Here is a 19,700-nt window from a genome sequence, read left to right on the forward strand (position 1 = left end):
GAGCGTCCTGGGCCGCGTTTTTTGCGGCCGATTTTTGATGGCCTTGTTAGAGTTTTTTGGCACCGTACTGCTCCATTAGCTGAATAAATTTTTCTTTTTCAGCGGGCGGATAGTAGAAGTAACCACCATTATAAGAAATACGAAAATGACCATAGCACGACATACAAGGCGTACTCTCACGAGGTGGAAATATTGGCCAAAGCCAGCCAAATACAATTACTTCCTTTGGCGAGACTTCTTGGAAGCTTTGAATATCTGCCCACTGAATATTTTTAGGCCCCCCAAGCCGCCGATTAAGCTTGATGCCTGCGTCTGAAAGAGTGATTGATAAGGCGCAAAAGGACATGAAAGCCAAATATAAGAAAATACCAGTGCAATAAGCTGCTGTAGTACTGCCTGATAATAAATAGATGACATAACTTGGAAAAACAAACAGGATGCCGACCAGAAGGGTGCCTACAACTATAAAAATGAAGAAATCATTTATATTTGATAGCGCCATTTTTGGCTCAATTTTGTTCATATAGTAACTCTAACGCCTTGCACAGCGGCATTTTTGGAAGAGCCTGTTTGTGCTATTAAGCACAAAAAGAGGCGATGGAAAAAATGTCAGATGGTGCAATTTGTTAGGCATTTTTCCCGAACCAACCCACAAACTCTTCTTTTCGTAGTATGAAGTAAACTCCAAGAAAACAAGTAGACTCAGCAATACCAGTATATATAGAAAATTGAGTAAGTGGGTCGTATATGCTCATTCCTGTAACTATGACCGCTAGTATTAGAAACGTATTCTTGGGGTTATGCTTGCGCATGTTTAGTGCTGTTGTTACCCAGTACAATATTCCACCCCATATTGGAATGAATACATAGTTTTCCATAGCAGAAAGTTCTTCAGCTTCCAAAATGGCGAATAAAAGTTCCTCTATAAGAAAAACAACAAAACTCAAGATAATTAGAAAATACACTAAAGACAGATATTTTGGCGGCTTATCTAATTTTTTTTCAAGCTCTGCTACTGGCGCTTCGTATGGATTCATAATTTGCTTTGCCTAACGCCGCCAACACGGGCCGGAACGCAGCCGCAAAGCGGCGGAGTGGAGGTCCGGCCCCGAAGGGGCTTTAGTGGTTGGCCTTGTTAACTGTTTTTGGCACATGTTGTATTGAGACTATGATTTACTGATTTTATGAAACGCGGAAAACCATAATCTGTTTTATAGCTTACCGACACCCCACCATTAAATACTACAACCGAAAAAGCTGGGTAGTAGTACACCACACCTGCAATTTGCGTATTCCAATCTCTAGCCCAACCAGTGCTATTGGCTTGAAGCCAATTCGATATTTCCTTGTATTCGGGATCGGCACCAGTAATGACTTTGCCGCAATATTTGAATTCGGCCGGAATGAACCCAACCTCAATTTTTTGATCCCGTACAAAATATGCATATCCAGATATCGCTGCTATAAGTACGATTAAAAGCAGTCCGACTATGATCTTGGCGATTATCTTCATGTACAGTTAACGCCCGCAGCACGGGCAAAGTTGAAGCGCAGTGGAAACTTTGTCCGTGTGCCTGCGTTTGTTAAAGTGGAAACCGCTTACTTTAGTATATGTATACCCAGGCCAAGCATGGCGCCGAGCCCAAAAACCATTAATTTTGAACAACGAACCGATCCTATACATGCGATTTCTTTGAAGCTACAGACCTCTCTTCCAATTAAAGGCATTGATACCTGATAAATTAGCCAGCTTAAAATTACACACGATATGTAAATGAGCGGCATCGCAGAAAGGGTGTAAACTCGATTGAACTTCGTACCTCTAATCGAGTAAGAGAACATTACCCCTATTACAATCACAAATACTGCAGATACAAGGTAATCCATATTTCACTTTAACGCCTCAGGTTGGGGCGCGACGCCAGGAGCGTCCCAGCCAACGGCGACAACCCTGATTTGTTAAATACCATTTTCAGTTCCAATATAAAAAGAGTGCTATTAAGCAAGGAAAAACAATCAGGCCTAGAGTAACGCCTTTAAGCATGTTAACTCTATACTCAACCCGCATATCGATAATTTCGTTTTCAGTAAACACGTGACCACAATGTAAGCACTCTTTTTCTTTGAGAGATATTTCCTTATTACAAACAGTACAATTGCCAACACCAAAAAACCTGAACATAAGGCCATTGGGATCAATGTACCTGCCTTGAAAATTTGGATCAGGATCAAAATAACCCTTGGTTGGGTTCCAACGATCGACCTCTTCGGCTGAGACTGTTGATGGGCATCCGCATCTAGAACAATTATTCAAACCAGCATTGTTTGTGTATTCACACGACTGACAATTCCACTCGTAATCTGGCATAGGTATATTTAACGCCTCAATTAGCCGACCCGTAAGCGCTTTGAGGCCTGTTTTTCAAGGCCGATGCTTACGCGGGTCGGCCTACATTGACTTGTTAGAGTTTTACTTGCTTTCAAAAATAACAAACTTCGCTTTCGCTCCCGACGATTTCAAAGCATACAACACTTCTTGCGCTTGTGATTCTGGGCCCAGGTAAACCACATGCAAGCCCTCTAAGTTAATTTTGGACTCGGCCAAGTTATCAAGTACAGCAAGCAGGCTATTTTTAGTTGCTATAGGCTCTATTCCGCCAATATCTATTCGTTTGCTCGCCCGTGCACCTTCGACTAGTGCGTTCTCCAAGTTGACCCGAGTTCTGATTTCATCAGCGGGATCGTTCGTGACATAGAAAGCGCCGCTCTCTTCATATTGCCAATCAGGATAATAGTGTTTTGATGCCTCGCAGAAAAATTGACTCAACTCATCTTCGTCATCGCAAACTGTTCCTGGCGGCATACCACAGCCAGAAAGTAAAAAAACAATGACAAGTGATATTAAATTTTTCATAGCGACTTGAAACTCTAACGCCCGGCTCACCGAGCAAATTTTGCTGGCGGCCTTTTTGCCGCGCAGCGCGAAAAAGGTGACAGTAAAATTTGTCCGGTGGAGCCGTTTGTTATAGCCATTTTCAGGCTAGCACCTTGTTTATTTGCTTAACGATATTGTCGCGGGCATTTTGCTTTTTAAAGACAGTTGGAATATGCAACAGAAAGCTAGCCCACTTAAATTTTTCGGTTTTTCTTTCATTGGATGCAATGTAATCACGGAGGTCTACTGCCGACTCGCGATTAAAGGCCCAAAGCACTTCACCTTTGTAGCTGAATGAATAATAAGCATCTTGAGGCCATTGAAGTATATATGGTTTTCTTGTTTGGCAATGACTACAAGAAAATGCTCCAAGATCGAGGCCATGATTTCTGGTTAAGTACTTAGAGTGAGACCAATTTTCGGGGGAATAACCATCGGGTAAGCTAGTGATAGCGTTAATCGAGCCACCGTGCAAATTAGCGAAATAGATAGCGCCGTGCCATTTATGGCCACAACTATCTTTAAACATTGAGTATTCAAAGATGTCACTTTGCTCGAAAAATGGGACATCTTTTTTCTGTGCAATTTTGACGACCTCAGCAAACTCGAAGACACAATGCCCACCACAAGTAGGGCATTTAATCTCTACTTTGTGAGGCATGGGGTTCCAATCGTAAGTGCCGGTCATCTCAGTTCCTTTAAGCTATAACGCCAAGTTTTGGGGCGCGAACGTAGTGAGCGTCCCAGCCGCGTTTTTTGCGGCAACAACAACGCCTTGTTAGCTGCTGTGTGCATCAAGCCTCTCAACTGTAAATGCAATACTTTCTCCAACGAGGCCACCCTCAAAAGGAGCATTTATTTCACATACTCCAACGTCAACTAGAGTTTCGTCTTCAACGTTTGAGATGATGCCGTATGCGCGGTAAGCCCAGCCTCCTAGAGGCTCCAATTTTTTTATACGTTCAGGGTTTCCGTCTAGCATTTCATTTTGACTCTCACATTCATGCTCAAGCCCCACTCGTAGTTCGACATCCATTTCTTGCCCACGGAAACATTCGGGGCCGCCAAAATCATCCATAACAGTAATAGCTTGCCCAGAAACTTCTAGAACAGCCTCTAAGTATTCGCCTTCTGTGCTTTTAAATATTGCTTTCATGCTGACTCGTACAGCTAACGCCCACGCCAGGGGCTGCCGAAACGAAGTGTAGGCAGTCCCGCCGCGTCTTTTTGCGGCACGCTGCGCGTGTTTGTTATGTGCATTTTGGTTACTCGTGAACCCGCCTAAATTTTGCCTGCTTTTGATTTGGGTACTCAAATAGAAGAGCCTCACTCCAAAGCTGCTTTATTTTATATGTGGTTTCAAAATTGCTACTACTAGATTTATTTTCATAAGACAGTACCAATGTAGAGTTGCGCAACTCCCATTTTCCGTAGCTAGGATCAAATACGACACAGCCACCCATATGTGGATAGTGCTCTACAAAAGTCCCATCTGCGTGTATATCGAATACAGTTGAATATTTTGCTTTCTCTTTCCATGTACCAACGATTTGAGTGCGATAATCGCTAAGTTGTACTACCTCATAAGTAGAGCAACCTAGAAGCGAAATCGTTGTGAATAATGCCAATATTCGAATAATCATGCGCACATAACAGTTTTATTCTGCAGACCTATTCTTCATATCTCGGTTCTGCGAATTTATTTTTTAAAGTGGCTATTTAAACCTTAATTTCTCGTAAAAACAAACACTTATAGACAATGTGGATTATCGCGCCAAGATAAAAAGCAGACTTGTCTGTCGGTATCTGGTTTCGCAGCCGGGAAAAGAAGAACAAAAAATTCAATGAAAACAACTGGTTAAAAAATTTCTTCCGTGTTTCGCAGCCAAGGCTGCAGAGTTTGGTCTTGCTGTCTCTCTTGTATAACCATATACTGTTTATAAATACAGCATAAGGAGTTGCTTATGGATGACGTTAAGGTACCAGTGTCCGCTCGTTCTAATAGGTTCTTAGATCAATTACGCTACCATATGCGGCAATCCGGATTAGCGTATACCACTGAAAAAACCTATATCCTTTGGATTCGTCGCTACATCAACTATTCAGGGAAGAGGCATCCCAAAGATCTTGGCAAGGAAGATATTCACAGGTTTCTATCTTTTTTGTCTATCGAACGTTCTTGCTCAGTTAACACGCAAAAGATCGCGTTAAATTCCCTTAGTTATTTATATAATCGTTTTTTCAATATTGATATTTCTGGTTTAAATTTCACGCCAGCCCGGCAACATCAACACTTACCGGTTGTTTACACTCGCGATGAACTTAAGCGTATCTTTGATAATTTACGTAGATCTCATTGGTTGATTGCGAATGTTATGTATGGGGGAGGATTGCGGTTAGCAGAATGTTTATCTCTACGAGTCAAAGACATTGATATTGAACGACAGAATGTAATTGTTCGTTCTGGCAAAGGAGGTAAGGATCGATCGACCATATTACCACTAAAACTTGTACCGCATTTGCAAAGACAGATTGCGCTCGTAGACGTGTTGCATAAACAAGATTTAGCAGACGGTTTTGGCGAAGTATATATGCCCGATGCTCTAGCACGGAAATATCCCGCGCAAAGTAAACATTTAATGTGGCAGTTTGTATTCCCTTCTTCAAGAGTAGGGCCTGATCCACGTTCTGGCGTTCTGAGGCGCCACCACTTACACCCCACGTCGATGCAAAAAGCTTTTCGAAATGCTGTTCGGTTAAGTGGAATAAATAAACCAGCTAAGACGCATAGTCTTCGACATAGCTTTGCCACACACCTTCTTGAATCTGGCTATGATATTCGCACAATCCAAGAGTTACTAGGGCACTCGGATGTTGCCACTACGGAGATTTATACACATGTGGTTAATCGTGGTGGCAAGGGAGTTATTAGCCCTCTGGATAAAATTGAAGCGCCGCGCGCTATGTATCAAGCTGCTTAAAAGGTAAGTACGTTTTCGCGTGTTCGCAATACCGTTGCACTTGTTGTGTTTCTTCCTCTATAAAGCGAGCAATGGCCTCTCGAAATTGTTCGTTCGCAATGGTGTGATTGGAGTAGGTGAGGGTGGGTGTAAAGCCGCGTTGAATTTTGTGCTCACCCTGAGCGCCGGGGTCAAATCGTTTTAGCCCTCGCTCAATAGCGAATTCGATACCCTGGTAGTAGCAGGCCTCAAAGTGCAAAAATTCTTGTTCTTGTTCACACCCCCAATATCGGCCATACAGTGTTGTGTCATCATAGAAGAATAGTGAAGCCGCTATTATGTCTGCATTTTTTTCAGCAACTACCATCATAACCGCATCATTGAGATTATCGGAAAGTGATTTAAAAAACGTTTTGTTGAGGTATCCCTGCCGTCCGCTGCGTTTTAAGTAGGTGTAGTGATAAAAACGATAGAACGTTTCCCATTCTTGCTCTGTAATTTCATCGCCAGTTTTTCGCAAGAGCGTTACGCCTTGTTCCTTTACTCGGGCGCGTTCTTTTTTGAGGTTTTTGCGTTTGCGCGAATTAAAGGTCGTTAAAAAATCATCAAAGTTTGCGTAATGGTTGTTTATCCAATGATACTGGCAACCAATGCGCTGAAGCGTATTGTGCTCACGCAATACATTGGATTGGTCTTGATTGGGGAATAGGCAGTGCCATGACGATGCGTTTAAGCACTTTATTTCTGCGTTAATTGCTGTGCTGATATAGCTAATGAGGTGTGCGTCATCCACCGACGGAAGTTTGGCCCAGCGTGTTCCTGTGGCCGGTGTAAATGGAATAGCGGTGACAAGTTTCGGGTAGTAGGGGATACCATAGCGATGATAAGCATCGGCCCACGACCAATCAAATACATATTCTCCGTAGGAGTCTGTTTTGATATACATCGGGACAATGGCAACCGTCGTGTTGTTGTCGATGATCTGAAGGTGATGAGGCTGCCAACCCGCTTCTTTTGTGGTGCAACCACTGTGTTCAAGAGCGTGCAAGAATTCATAGCGTAGAAACACTGAGTCTTGGCCAAAAAGCGTTTGCCACTGTTGTGCCCCAATAGCAGAAATACTATCAACAAAGCAGTGCTGCCATTTGGCCATGATTATTCCTACAACCCGGTGTTTAACGAAAGCGCCTCGATTCAATTGCACATCATTGGCGCTACGCGTCTAATCTACACGATATTCACTTATTTCTCAGGGTTTATGCGGCTTCGCGAGCGATGCGCGATATCGGAAAGTGACAGGTAAACGTCGAACCTTTGTTAAGCTCACTGTCTATGTGAAGCTGGGCATCATGACGAAGTAAGATGTGTTTAACGATAGCCAAGCCAAGCCCGGTTCCCCCGGTATTTATCGAGCGACTGGTATCGACACGGTAAAAACGCTCGGTAAGGCGAGGGATATGAATGGGGTCAATACCGATACCGTTATCGGTGACGGCTATGTAACAGCCTTTATCGTCGCGGTACGCATGGATATTGATGTCACTACCCTTGGGTGAATATTTAACGGCGTTAATGACGAGGTTGGATACCGCACTGTGTAATTCTTTTTGTATACCAGTAATCGCATCGTCGCATTCACAATCGACGCTGATGTTGTAATCATCTCCTGCTACCGCTTCCGCTTCGCTGCGTACATTATTCACTAGTGCTCTAACAGATACCGCGGTTTGGTTTGCATCGCGGTCTTCGGTTTCTAGTCGCGACAAGGTAATTAAGTCGTTGATCAGCAGTGTCATGCGATTACATTGTTGTTGCATTTGCGCGATGGGTTTTACCCAGGTCGATGCAATACTTTCCGCGCGCTCGCTGCTGAGAAAATCCCCTAAGGTTTCCAAATAGCCTTTGATAACCGTTAGCGGTGTTCGGAGTTCGTGCGATACGTTGGCAACGAAGTCTTTGCGTATTTGCTCTAGCTTAAATAAACGTGTGACATCACGCACCACGATCAAGCGCTCGCCTTGGCCATACCGCGTAATTTGAATTTGCAGCTTAATAGCATCATTACTTGGTGCGCTGATGTTGATGGGTTCTTTGTAATCACCTTTTTCGAAATAGCGAATAAACGCGGGGTTACGCAGAATGTGCGTCAACGGTTGATCTTTGTCGATTGGCTGTAAGGAGAGCAACTGGCTCGCGTTGTCGTTCCACCAGCTGATTTCACCTTTGGGGTCAAGCAGCACAACGGCATCGGGTAGGGCAGCGGTGGTATCTTCAACCCGGTTGATAACAGATTGCAGGCGCTTCTTTTCACGGCCTTGACGCTTTTGGAGGTGGTAGATGCGGTCAAAGATATCGCCCCAGATTCCGCTGGCATCCGGTGGTAGACCCGGCTCGCGGGCAGTTAACCAGCGATCCAATCGTCGAATTTGCCACAGCGTCCAGCCCATATAGAGGCCACCAATGGCAATCAGTGTCCAGGCGAGTTCGCCAATAATTAAGCCAACTACCACACCGACGGCGGTAAAAATGCATACGCGCTGAAGCTCGGCGCTAAACCCTCTGTGCAAAACGTTCTGCCTTAAATAATTGAGTAAAGCCGCAATCTTAGTTCGCATTGGGGAGGTTGCAATAGCTGAGTGATCTTTTGCATTAAGAAACGCGGATCACCCCCTCCCTTGGACTCTATTGTATTAGTTTTAGGCAGTTTCAGGCAGTTGCGTTGAAAATCGATAGCCAGCCCCACGCACGGTTTGTACATAACGCTCGTGGCCATCTTGCTGCAACGCCTTGCGCAGGCGGCGGATGTGGACATCAACCGTGCGCTCTTCAACATAGACATTGCCACCCCATACGTGATCTAACAGCTGTGATCGGCTGTAGACACGCTCTTGGTGGGTGAGAAAGAATTCCAGCAGACGGTACTCGGTAGGGCCAATATCGACGGGGCGAGAGTTGATGGTGACGCGGTGGCTAACCGGATCCAGGCAGAGGCCATCTACCCACAGCGGGTCTTGCTTTTCGGGGGTATCGATACGCCGCAATACGGCTTTTAAGCGTGCGACAAGCTCACGAGGGGAGAAGGGTTTGGTGATGTAGTCATCCGCTCCGGTTTCCAAGCCTTGCACTTTGTTGTCTTCTTCACCTTTCGCCGTCAGCATGATAATCGGAATGTTAGCGGTCACTTCGTCTCGCTTTAAGCGCCTCGCAAGCTCGATGCCACTGGTTTGGGGTAGCATCCAGTCAAGAAGAATGAGGTCGGGAGCTTCATCAACGATTAGGCTGTGTGCGTCTTGGGCATTCTCTGCTTCCAAACAGCGGTAGCTAGCCATTTCCAGCGCAGCACGGAGCATGTCACGAATGGCTGCTTCGTCGTCAACAATTAGAATGGTTTTATCGGGCATAACGTCGCCTGTATTACTGGTCAGTGTACTAGTCATTGTCAGCCTACCATTTAATAAAGAGATGGTTACAAGTTTATGACAACGCCGGGAATTTGCTTAGCCCAACGCAAAATCCACTGCGATTCCAGCAAAAATGACGGCACCAACCCAGTTGTTGTTGAGGAATGCTCTGAAACAGTCGTTGCGGTTGCGAAACTTTATCAACCATTGTTGATACCAAAATAATAGCGCGGCCAAACCAACCCCAACGAAATAGGCGATTCCCATCTCAAAGCGCTGGCCCACTAGAAGCAGCGCAAAGCAGGTTAGTAGCTGCAAGCCTGCGGTTATGGCGCGGTCATTTGTCCCAAACAGAATGGCGGTAGATTTAATCCCTACTTTAAGGTCATCGCGCCGATCGACCATGGCATAGAAGGTGTCATACACCACAGTCCACAATAAATTGGCGGTATAAATTAGCCATACCTCTGGCGGCAGCTCTCCGCGCTCGGCAGCAAAAGCCATGACGATAGCCCAGGAAAAGGCTGCGCCTAGAACAACTTGCGGTAAGTACGTGTGTCGCTTCATAAATGGGTAGCAAATGGCGAGCGCCACCCCACCCAATGAAAGCTTAATAGTTAACGAGTTAGTCAGGAGAACCAAGCCAAACGCGAGCAGGCATAGCACGGCAAAGAGTGTTAAAGCCGCTTTTTCAGAGACTTCTTTTTTTGCCAGGGGGCGATGTTGTGTGCGTTCGACGTGGCCATCAAAATGGCGATCGGCGTAGTCATTAATCACGCAACCAGCGGCGCGCATAATAATAGTGCCCACCACGAAGATCACCAGGTTTTTAATCGACGGCAAACCACCCGCAGCAATCCACAAGCTCCATAGCGTAGGCCACAGTAATAACAGTGTGCCGATAGGGCGATCAAAACGCATTAATCGCCAATACGGGTTTATTTTTTGAGTTAGCGTGGTCATAAGTTGTTGTGGTTTCTGTGTGGTTATTCTTCTTGCGCGATACATCGTCGCGCTTGTTGAAGCAATAATCACGACGATGTATCGCGGCACTATACCATTTTAGGGACATTGGCTGGCTAGACTTGTGAAATTTACGTGCTTGCCCTAAGGTCGACCCTATTGCTTGTTACCGATTTTAAGCCGTCATTCGATTTTTACGCGTTGGAGTGTCCATGAAAAGTATCCCGTTGCACTGGCAAATCTTAGGGGCCATCGTTCTCGCATTTATCGCTGGCGGCCTCACCGATCAGTCGACGCAGGTACTCGGTGTATCAACCTATAGTGTTTTCAATTTTGTTGGCACCATGTTTCTCAATGGTTTAAAGATGATCATTGTGCCCTTAGTCTTTTCATCCATTATCTGCGGTGTCGCGGGTATGGGGAGCGATGGCAATATTGGCCGCCTCGGTGGAAAAACCCTCGCGTTTTACATGATATCGAGCTTACTGGCGATTCTTGTAGGCTTAGCCGTTGTGAATATTATGCAGCCCGGTGTCATCGACGGGCAGCCAGCGGGTGATCAATTAACCCTGGTGCCTGCCGATGAAGTCGCCAAAGAAATTGCTCGCGCCGATGGGCGAGGTACCGGCGATATTGTCGAAGTCTTTGTCCGCATGGTGCCACCCAATATTGTTAGCGCCGCTGCTGAAGGGCAGATGCTTGGCATTATCTTTTTTGGCTTATTATTTGGTTATTACATGACGCGACTGAAACCCGAGTTGCGCACAACACTGCACAATTTTTGGCAAGCCGTATTCGAAACCATGATGGCTGTGACACTGTTTATTATGAAGTTTGCACCCATTGGTGTATTTGGGTTGGTTGCGAAAACCATTGCAAATACCGGTTTTGATGCAGTAAAAATCATGGGTTGGTTTTTTGTCACCGTGGTTATCGCGCTGGCACTACACATGTTTGTCACCATGCCGTTAATACTAAAATTTATTGCCCGCGTTAATCCAATAAAACATTTTCGCGCAATGTCACCAGCAATGCTTACCGCATTTTCGACCGCCAGCTCGTCGGGTACATTGCCGCTGACGATGGAATGCGTTGAAAAAAATGCCGGGGTATCAAATCGTACGACATCATTTTGTTTACCATTAGGCGCGACTATCAATATGGATGGCACCGCATTATATGAATGCGTGGCGGTCATTTTTATCGCTCAAGCTTACGGGGGAGATTTATCGTTTGCTACGCAATTTATCGTCGTGATTATAGCGCTGCTCACATCCATTGGAGTAGCCGGTATTCCGGCTGCTAGCTTGGTCGCTATCATGGTCATCATGACGGTATTGGATTTGCCTCTGGAGTTAGTCGGTTTATTGATGGTAACCGATCGCTTGCTCGATATGATGCGTACCTCAGTCAATGTATTTAGTGATAGTTGTTGTGCGGTAGTCATTGGCCGCTCGGAAGGCGAAGAGACCAAACTCACTTAAGGTAATGTTGTGCACATTGCGGTTGTAAAAGGCAGCATTCGAGACTGCGCGAGTTATGCAGAACTAGAGACATCTAGTGGCTACGATGCTTACATTGAGCCCTATTCGACACAAGAGCATCTGGCCGAGCGCTGCAAGCCGGGAGTCCTGTATCTAAATATTATTGATACCCAGAGTGACGGCCAGCTAGGGTTTGCCTGCTTGGTCTATAGTGCCGCCCGGCAAACCGTCGAGCTTCGTCGAATCGTGGTCAAGACTCCAAACCAAGGTATTGGCCAGCTCGCAATGGTGGCGATTGAAGACTACGTCATTACTTATTTACCCGCTACTCGCCTATGGCTCGATGTTTTAGTCGACAATTCGCGGGCCATTAGCGTCTATCATAAGGCGGGGTTCCAGCCTGTCGAATCTCGGGTAACACCCCTAGGTGAGGTCTTTATTTTCGAAAAACAGATTGGCGTACAAAATCAATGTCATCATGGTTAGCTCACGCCAGTGAACAGACTCGATTGAGGTACCGCCAATTAACGCTAGCATTTGCTATTATTGAGTTCTCACATCATATTCGTCTTTATGAAGGCCATTTTCGCTATGCGACTCCTCATCGGTATTTTCATCCTCCTTTCCTTGGTCTATAACGCGAAGACAATCGCAGAAATCTATCGTTGGACCGACAGTCGTGGCCACGTTCACTACTCCGATACACCACCCCCCAAAATTATGCCAGAGGCGGGTAGCTCAGTAGCGCAGCGTGAGCGGGCTGCCAAGATACAAAAGGAATTTCAAGCAAGTCGTGGTCAAGCGGTACTGCGCAAAGTTGAAGGTGGTGAGTTTGTTCAGTACCGTGCGAAAAGCTTTAAAGTTGGTGGACCTATCTTAGTGTTAGCCCACGGTCAACTAGACGAACGTTTACCAGAATCACAGTCGGTCGCAAATATCGTTAGTAAGTGGCTACCTTTTGCGGAACAACACGGCATGCTGCTGGTTGCCCCTGTTTTTTTCGATGCTAACTTTGGCGTTAAAACAGACGGCCCACATCAATTTGGCTATCGCGGTCTTTTTGGACGATATGTCAATGCGGACCAGTTTGTCCTACAAATACTGGCGTATTACCAAGAGAATATTCGCGGCTTTGAAAAGCAGTTTTACATGGTCGGTTTAGAAGGTGGCGCACAGTTTGTGAACCGGTTCGTTATCGTGCACCCAGAGAAAGTTAACGGGGCTGTGTTAGTGAAACCCGATTGGTTTGCATTTCCCTATGAGGATGTTCAATGGCCGAATGGCATGGCGGCTAGATATCGCATGGCGGCGTGGCCAGGCAAGAAGGAAAAAAATATCGTCAAAGTTGAGCTCGATGTCAACGCATGGTTGGCAGCGAGCCATGTCAATACCGCAGTCATTGTAGGTGCAGATGACAAAGATACCCTCGCGGCACATGCCGAGATCGCCGAGCATACTTGGGCTAAAAATGCTAACAGTGTTAGCAATGCGCAGCGCTGGGTAAGCGAGATGCGCCAGCTCACACAGGAACATGGCGCGTCATCAGCGATACAACTCTATCGCGTGAATGGCATTGGTGCCGATGTGTCTGCACTTCAACCCAAAGCCGAGGAAGCACTTAGCAGTTTTCTTTAAACCATTTAATCACTAATCAAGGAGGTTTACATGCTACGAGTTAAGAGAAAAACAATCGTTGTCTCACGCCGTTTTTTCATTGGTCTTTTCGCTAGCACAATGGCTACTTTTTCCTGCGTCACACTGGCAGAAACATCGAAAGCGCCAGAAGGGGCTAAGGTGTATTTTGTGACCCCACAAAATGGCGATACAGTAACTTCACCCGTCAAAATCGTATTCGGCCTTTCGGGAATGGGCGTGGCACCCGCAGGCGTCGTAAAAGACAATACAGGTCACCATCATTTATTGATTAACTTGGAAGAACTACCTGACGTTTCACAATCTCTACCTTCCACAGACCAAGTTAAACATTTCGGCGGTGGCCAAACTGAAACCATGCTGACACTTGAACCGGGCACCCATACGTTGCAGCTACTACTGGGCGATCATATCCATAAACCCCACGATAAGCCGGTGCTTTCAGAAAAGATTACGATTACCGTTAAGTAGTTTTTAGAGATCTACGTTGAGAAGACTCAATTGATCTCTACTAATCATCCGTCACGTGAAATAGCTAATCATAGTCTAGGGTTATTTCACGGGTCTCCTCTTTCTACCTTTGAATCGACTTTTAACCAAATTCTGTGTTGATCCTTGGTCTTCACGGAACCGTATATTATTCTTAGTATCTAAACTTTTTCTATTCTTATTGGAGTCCACAATTCAATGATAAACAGTTCTTCTGAGAACATGCTTTCCCGGTTTCTAAAACAAGATTCAGCCCCCGGTATACTGCTCATGGTGTCAGCAGCAATCGCTATCATTGTGGCTAACACTCCGTTATATCCTTATTACGATTTGTTAATTGATACCCCCGTCGCTATTCAAGTCGGTACCTTTGAGATTAATAAACCTTTGTTACTTTGGATTAATGATGGCTTGATGGCGATCTTTTTCTTAATGGTCGGGCTCGAATTAAAGTATGAATTACTCGAAGGGGAATTGTCGGACCGACGAAAAATAGCCCTGCCCCTGGCAGGTGCGTTTGGTGGTATGTTTGTTCCAGCGCTTTGCTACTACGCCTTGAATAGTGATAGTGCTTTCGCATTGCAAGGCTGGGCTATTCCCGCCGCTACAGATATCGCTTTCGCATTAGGCGTATTGGTTATCCTTGGCTCTAGAGTACCTGTAACCTTCAAAATATTTTTGGCGTCGCTGGCGATTTTTGATGATGTTGGAGCGGTGGTCATAATCGCGCTATTTTACACCGACAACATCTCATTGACCGCTCTAGCTTTCGCCGCGCTGTGTTGCTGTGTGCTATTTGTTCTCAATCGGAAACAAGTCGCAGATACCAGTATCTTTCTGTTGATTGGCCTTGTTATGTGGGTGTCTCTCTTAAAGTCCGGTGTTCATGCCACTTTGGCCGGTGTCGCGTTGGCCATGTTTATTCCTCACAAATCTAAGTTTACCTACAAGTCACCACTTAAAGAGCTCGAGCATAGTCTAGCGCCCGCTGTTTCATTTTTAATTCTTCCCATTTTTGCTTTCGCAAATGCCGGTGTGAGTTTTATCGGTATGGGAATCGACAGCCTTCTTCATCCGATACCTCTCGGTATCGCTGCAGGCCTCTTCATAGGTAAGCAAATCGGTGTTTTTGGTTGCTGCTGGCTGGCAATTAAACTCGGGTTCGCGGAATTGCCTAAAGGTATGCGGTGGAGTGGGCTCTACGGTATATCCGCACTGTGCGGTATCGGCTTTACAATGAGCTTGTTTATTTCTGGTTTAGCGTTTGAACAAACCGGTGTTAATCAGTTTTTTGACGAACGCTTGGGCATACTATTTGGGTCGCTGCTGTCAGGTATATTAGGCTATAGCATTCTACGCTTAACGCTAAAACCCAATGAAAGTAGTTAGTTTACGTTAGCTACATCCAAAATCACCATCTCACCATCCAGTATTAAAAAGCTGCACTTGTTGCGGCTTTTTAATACTGGGCTTTTCGCTACTCAACGGTAACTGATTTAGCTAAATTTCTCGGCTGATCGACATCAGTACCCTTCAGGATTGCCACATAGTAAGACAGGAGTTGTAAAGGAATTGTATTGACGATTGGCGCAACGCTTTGAGGTACATGAGGTAATTGAACAACTTTGGTTTGTTCATCATTTGTAAAGCCTGCTGCTTCGTCTGCAAACACAAACAACTTACCACCTCGTGCTCGCACCTCTTGGAGGTTAGATTTCACTTTTTCTAGGAGATCATTACTCGGTGCAACGGCCACAATTGGCATATCCGCATCGACAAGAGCGAGAGGACCGTGTTTTAACTCACCTGCAGGGTAGGCTTCTGCGTGGATATAGGATATTTCTTTAAGTTTAAGTGCACCTTCCATAGCGATAGGATATTCCACACCCCGGCCCAAAAATAACGCGTGGTGCTTATCCGCAAAATCTTCACTGACTAATTCAATCGCTTGATCGAGTTTTATTACTTCTTCGCAAAGCTCGGGCAATTGGTGAAGTGCTGTTACCATTTTTTCTTCCAGTTCTGCGCTAACAGCGTGACGACGCCCTAGTACGATAGCTAACAATTGCAGCGCTACTAGCTGCGTCGTAAAAGCTTTTGTCGACGCAACACCAATTTCTGGCCCAGCCAACGTCATTAAGCGTAAATCTGACTCACGAACCAACGAACTGTTGGCGACATTACAGATAGTCAAACTCGCCATGTAACCCGACGCTTTACAGACACGTAATGCTTCTAAGGTATCGGCTGTTTCACCGGATTGAGAGATGGTAACAAACAAGCAGTTCTTGGGCGTCACCGTTTTGCGGTAGCGAAACTCACTGGCGACTTCGATAGAGCAGGGCAGGCCTGCCCAATCTTCTAGCCAATACTTAGCAACTAAACCTGAGTGATAAGAAGTCCCGCACGCTACGATTTGGACGTGCTCGACTTTTTCAAAAATTTCAGCTGCATTGGTACCAAACGATTCTTCCAAGACACGGGTTTTACCAATACGACCGTTTAATGTATTGGCGATGACGCTCGGTTGCTCGTGAATTTCTTTCATCATGTAGTGACGATATTGACCACGTTCTGCCGCTTCAACGCTATCGGTTAATTGTACAACCTCTCGTTCAACTGGCTCACCATTGGGTTCATAGATGGTGTAGTTTTCCAAGGTGATATCAGCGATATCACCTTCTTCTAAGTAAACAAAGCGGTCTGTTACCTGGCGTAAAGCGAGCTGGTCTGACGCAATGAAGTTTTCATCGATACCAACACCAATCACAAGTGGACTACCACTACGTGCAACAACTAAACGCTGAGGTTCGTTTACTGCGGTCACGGCAATACCGTACGCGCCTTCACACAGCTTTGTGGTTTTTTGAACAGCACTGAGTAATGTTTCACCTTGATCTAACAGTTTGCGGATTAAGTGTGCGAGTACTTCCGAATCTGTTTCTGATCGAAAAGAAATTCCCTCGCTTTCTAACTGCTGTCGCAATTCCAAATAGTTTTCGATAATGCCGTTGTGGACGACGGCAACATCACTTTTAGCGGAAATGTGAGGGTGCGCATTCACCTCACTGGGTTTGCCGTGAGTTGCCCAACGTGTATGAGCAATACCAACACCACCCTTTGTCGGTGAATTGTCGATAGCCGTTTGCAACTCACTAACTTTGCCCACAGCCTTAAGAACTTGAAGCTCGCCTTCTTTATTGAGTACTGCAATTCCAGCAGAATCGTATCCACGATATTCAAGGCGCTTGAGGCCTTCGATCAAAATTTTTGTAATGTTACGTTGCGCAACAGCGCCAACAATGCCACACATAGTGTTCTCCGTTTAACTGTATGTGTTCAAATTTTTAATCCGGTTATTCAGCGCAAATCACTTCAACTTGATGCGCTTTTAATCGGTCAATTGACTCTTTAGTAATCCCGGTATCAGTCACTAACGTTTGGACAGATGTCCACGGTAGTTCGACGTTATGTATTTTGCGTGAAATTTTTTCGGATTCGGCCATGACGATGACATCACGAGATACTTCTGCCATAACGCCACTTAAAGTAAATAGCTCGTTAAAAGTTGTAGTGCCACGCTCCAAATCAAGTCCATCTGCACCAATAAATAACTGGTCAAAATTGTAAGATCGCAACACCTGTTCCGCTAACTGACCTTGGAAACCTTCTGATTTGGGATCCCAAGTACCACCTGTCATCAAGATAGTTGGCTCGTTTTCAAGCTCGCGAATGGACGCGGCGATAGCAATCGAGTTGGTCATTACGACTAGCCCTTGTTTACTGGAAAGCTCAGGAATCAGTGCTGCTGTCGTGGTGCTGCCGCTATCAATGATAATGCGATTGTGGTCCCGTATAAGCTCGGCTGCCGCTTTAGCAATCGCACGCTTGGTATCGCTGGAACGATCGTATTTAGCCGGATCATTCATTTCCTTTGGGATAGGCACTGCGCCACCGTAGCGGCGCAATAACAAACCGTTGGTTTCAAGTGCAGCAAGGTCTTTTCGAATCGTGACTTCCGACGTAGAGAATTGAGTGGCTAGCATTTCAACGCTCACTTCACCATCCCGGTTCAGGCATTCAACGATAGAGCGTCGGCGTTGTTGGGTGTTTCGTTTAGTCATCGAGCAGGCTTACTATCTTTCAAAACGAAAGATACTCTAACAAAACGAAACTAAAATGAAAATAGAAAGGTGACAGGTGGGTTCATTACTTCTTAAACCCCCTGGCTCGCCTGTATTCACGGTAAAGCGTTAGTTATTCGCTGGGTTATTTCTTTTTCTCGGGGCGTTGCCATCCATCAATATTACGTTGTTTCGACCGTGCCACAGCGAGGTGTTTGTCCGGTACGTCGCTGTTAACTGTTGATCCAGCACCGACCGTAGCGTTAGTGCCTACTTTTACTGGGGCAACTAATGCTGTGTTTGAGCCTATAAAGGCTCCGTCAGATATTTCGGTTTGAAACTTATTGACACCATCGTAATTACAGGTAATGGTACCTGCGCCAATGTTAACGCCATCGCCGATTGTTGCGTCACCCAGATAGGTCAGGTGGTTAGCTTTGCTGCCAACCCCCATTGTGGTCTTTTTGATTTCGACAAAGTTACCCACCTTGGCACCGTCCTTTAAGGTGGCACCTGGACGTAATCGCGCATATGGCCCAACTTCACATTGAGCTGCCAGGTTAGCGTCTTCTAACATGCTGTGGGCTTTAACGGTACTATTATCACCAATAGTGGCGTTTTTGATTACACAGTTTGGTCCAATTGAAACGCCATTTCCTAGAGTCACTTCGCCTTCAAAAACACAGTTCACGTCAATCACGACATCTTGCCCAACAGACAATGAACCGCGCACATCAAATCGATTAGGGTCAAGCAGAGTAAGGCCGTCTGTCATTAGCTGTTGTGCTCGATCTTGTTGGTAGAATCGCTCGAGCTCAGCCTGCTGAGCACGGTTGTTCACACCAAGCACTTCCCATTCGGCGTTAGGCTGCTCCGTCTCAATAGCGATTCCAGATTGTTGGGCGAGGGCAATAATATCCGTAAGGTAATATTCACCTTGGGCATTGTCGTTTGAGAGCTTTGGAAGCCATTCTTGAAGGTGTTTACCGAAAACAGCCATGACACCGGTGTTGACCTCGTTGATTCTTAACTGCGCCTCGTTAGCATCTTTTTGCTCTACGATGGCAATCACATCGCCATCATCATTGCGTTCTATACGACCATAACCCGTTGGGTTCTCGAGGTTGAGGGTTAACAAGCCGAGAGATTGTTCAGAGACTTTAGACACTAGTGAATCTAGTGTTTCCCTCTTTATTAGTGGCACATCGCCGTACAAAATCAGCACGGTAGCTTCAGCATCAAAGTAGGGAAGGGCTTGTTGGACGGCGTGGCCGGTGCCCAGTTGTTCTGCTTGCATAATAAAGCGGATGTCATCAGCAGCTAGTCGTTCTTCTACCAATTCCGCACCGTGGCCAATAACTACATTGATGGTTTCACCTGACGCTAGCTCTCTACTAGTATCCAACACGTGCCCTAGCAAAGGTTTACCAGCAACTGGGTGCAAAACTTTTGGAAGAGAGGATTTCATTCGCGTGCCTTTTCCGGCCGCAAGAACAACAATGTTAAGCATAGCGGGGCGCTTCCTATTCAAGTAGATCGCAATCCAAATATTTTAAGTACAAAACGGTTAAGTGCTAAATAGTAACGAATAGACCGTTAACTTTCCGTGTAAAAACGACGGAGTGTGGGAATTATCGCTTAATACTGGCAGAACGTATTTTGTCGGAATCGACTGAATTCGAGAGGAAAAA

At 45.6% G+C, this 19,700-nt stretch carries 20 protein-coding genes; 6 read left to right on the plus strand and 14 right to left on the minus strand.

From position 1 onward, the window contains the following. Nucleotides 1-46: 46 nt before the first annotated feature. From ACZ5NB_RS19465 to ACZ5NB_RS19495, 7 genes are all read right to left on the minus strand, one after another. Nucleotides 47-523 carry a hypothetical protein gene (locus tag ACZ5NB_RS19465; RefSeq protein ID WP_460234998.1) on the minus strand — a complete coding sequence of 159 codons (477 nt, stop codon included), beginning with the start codon at nt 521-523 and terminating at the stop codon, nt 47-49. A gap of 103 nt (nt 524-626) precedes the next feature. Next, a complete protein-coding gene (locus tag ACZ5NB_RS19470) occupies nt 627-1,037 on the minus strand; it encodes a hypothetical protein (RefSeq protein ID WP_464107777.1) in 411 nt (136 codons plus the stop codon). A 98-nt stretch (nt 1,038-1,135) separates the two neighbouring features. Then, nucleotides 1,136-1,513, minus strand: a complete 378-nt coding sequence (locus ACZ5NB_RS19475; protein ID WP_464107778.1) for a hypothetical protein — start codon at nt 1,511-1,513, stop codon at nt 1,136-1,138. A gap of 957 nt (nt 1,514-2,470) precedes the next feature. Then, complete coding sequence (locus ACZ5NB_RS19480; RefSeq protein WP_464107779.1) at nt 2,471-2,914, minus strand: hypothetical protein; 444 nt, start codon at nt 2,912-2,914, stop codon at nt 2,471-2,473. 121 nt (nt 2,915-3,035) lie between these two features. Next, the gene (locus ACZ5NB_RS19485; RefSeq protein ID WP_464107780.1) at nt 3,036-3,623 is read right to left on the minus strand and encodes a hypothetical protein; all 588 of its coding nucleotides are present in this window, start codon (nt 3,621-3,623) and stop codon (nt 3,036-3,038) included. Between the two features lie 90 nt (nt 3,624-3,713). Continuing rightward, nucleotides 3,714-4,091, minus strand: a complete 378-nt coding sequence (locus ACZ5NB_RS19490) for a hypothetical protein (protein WP_464107781.1) — start codon at nt 4,089-4,091, stop codon at nt 3,714-3,716. A 109-nt stretch (nt 4,092-4,200) separates the two neighbouring features. Next, nucleotides 4,201-4,578 (minus strand): hypothetical protein, encoded by a 378-nt coding sequence (locus tag ACZ5NB_RS19495; protein WP_464107782.1) that lies wholly within the window; start codon nt 4,576-4,578, stop codon nt 4,201-4,203. Between the two features lie 321 nt (nt 4,579-4,899). Here ACZ5NB_RS19495 and ACZ5NB_RS19500 point away from each other — a divergent pair, with 321 nt between their 5' ends. Further along, on the plus strand, nt 4,900-5,916 hold the full coding sequence (locus tag ACZ5NB_RS19500; RefSeq protein WP_464107783.1) for an integron integrase: 1,017 nt from the start codon (nt 4,900-4,902) through the stop codon (nt 5,914-5,916). On the opposite strand, the gene ACZ5NB_RS19505 is transcribed toward ACZ5NB_RS19500, so the two are convergent. The 4 genes from ACZ5NB_RS19505 to ubiA form a co-directional block, all read right to left on the minus strand. After that, complete coding sequence (locus tag ACZ5NB_RS19505; protein WP_460234987.1) at nt 5,897-7,048, minus strand: GNAT family N-acetyltransferase; 1,152 nt, start codon at nt 7,046-7,048, stop codon at nt 5,897-5,899. The genes ACZ5NB_RS19500 and ACZ5NB_RS19505 overlap by 20 nt on opposite strands. A 103-nt stretch (nt 7,049-7,151) precedes the next feature. Next, nucleotides 7,152-8,510 carry a phosphate regulon sensor histidine kinase PhoR gene (phoR, locus tag ACZ5NB_RS19510; RefSeq protein ID WP_460234988.1) on the minus strand — a complete coding sequence of 453 codons (1,359 nt, stop codon included), beginning with the start codon at nt 8,508-8,510 and terminating at the stop codon, nt 7,152-7,154. Nucleotides 8,511-8,591: 81 nt separating this feature from the next. After that, entirely contained in the window at nt 8,592-9,296 is a 705-nt protein-coding gene (gene phoB, locus ACZ5NB_RS19515) for a phosphate regulon transcriptional regulator PhoB (RefSeq protein WP_460234992.1), read from the minus strand. Nucleotides 9,297-9,392: 96 nt separating this feature from the next. Further along, nucleotides 9,393-10,259 (minus strand): 4-hydroxybenzoate octaprenyltransferase, encoded by an 867-nt coding sequence (ubiA, locus tag ACZ5NB_RS19520; protein WP_460234989.1) that lies wholly within the window; start codon nt 10,257-10,259, stop codon nt 9,393-9,395. Nucleotides 10,260-10,471: 212 nt separating this feature from the next. Here ubiA and ACZ5NB_RS19525 point away from each other — a divergent pair, with 212 nt between their 5' ends. The 5 genes from ACZ5NB_RS19525 (at nt 10,472) to nhaA (ending at nt 15,274) form a co-directional block, all read left to right on the plus strand. Then, nucleotides 10,472-11,743, plus strand: a complete 1,272-nt coding sequence (locus ACZ5NB_RS19525) for a dicarboxylate/amino acid:cation symporter (RefSeq protein WP_464107784.1) — start codon at nt 10,472-10,474, stop codon at nt 11,741-11,743. Between the two features lie 9 nt (nt 11,744-11,752). Beyond that, nucleotides 11,753-12,229, plus strand: coding sequence for a GNAT family N-acetyltransferase (locus tag ACZ5NB_RS19530; protein ID WP_460232049.1), 477 nt, complete (start codon nt 11,753-11,755; stop codon nt 12,227-12,229). A 105-nt stretch (nt 12,230-12,334) separates the two neighbouring features. After that, nucleotides 12,335-13,378: a DUF4124 domain-containing protein gene (locus ACZ5NB_RS19535; protein ID WP_460232050.1), complete on the plus strand. Its 1,044-nt coding sequence runs from the start codon at nt 12,335-12,337 to the stop codon at nt 13,376-13,378. Between the two features lie 30 nt (nt 13,379-13,408). Next, nucleotides 13,409-13,867: a DUF4399 domain-containing protein gene (locus ACZ5NB_RS19540; protein WP_460232051.1), complete on the plus strand. Its 459-nt coding sequence runs from the start codon at nt 13,409-13,411 to the stop codon at nt 13,865-13,867. A 216-nt stretch (nt 13,868-14,083) separates the two neighbouring features. Continuing rightward, on the plus strand, nt 14,084-15,274 hold the full coding sequence (gene nhaA, locus ACZ5NB_RS19545; RefSeq protein ID WP_460232052.1) for a Na+/H+ antiporter NhaA: 1,191 nt from the start codon (nt 14,084-14,086) through the stop codon (nt 15,272-15,274). Nucleotides 15,275-15,362: 88 nt separating this feature from the next. Here the strand turns inward: nhaA and glmS are convergent, their stop codons facing one another. The 3 genes from glmS to glmU form a co-directional block, all read right to left on the minus strand. After that, complete coding sequence (glmS, locus tag ACZ5NB_RS19550) at nt 15,363-17,198, minus strand: glutamine--fructose-6-phosphate transaminase (isomerizing) (protein WP_460232053.1); 1,836 nt, start codon at nt 17,196-17,198, stop codon at nt 15,363-15,365. A gap of 43 nt (nt 17,199-17,241) precedes the next feature. Next, nucleotides 17,242-18,009 carry a DeoR/GlpR family DNA-binding transcription regulator gene (locus ACZ5NB_RS19555; protein WP_460232054.1) on the minus strand — a complete coding sequence of 256 codons (768 nt, stop codon included), beginning with the start codon at nt 18,007-18,009 and terminating at the stop codon, nt 17,242-17,244. 145 nt (nt 18,010-18,154) lie between these two features. Continuing rightward, the gene (gene glmU, locus ACZ5NB_RS19560) at nt 18,155-19,519 is read right to left on the minus strand and encodes a bifunctional UDP-N-acetylglucosamine diphosphorylase/glucosamine-1-phosphate N-acetyltransferase GlmU (RefSeq protein ID WP_460232055.1); all 1,365 of its coding nucleotides are present in this window, start codon (nt 19,517-19,519) and stop codon (nt 18,155-18,157) included. Nucleotides 19,520-19,700 lie beyond the last annotated feature (181 nt).

The organism is Aurantivibrio plasticivorans (genome assembly GCF_055392955.1).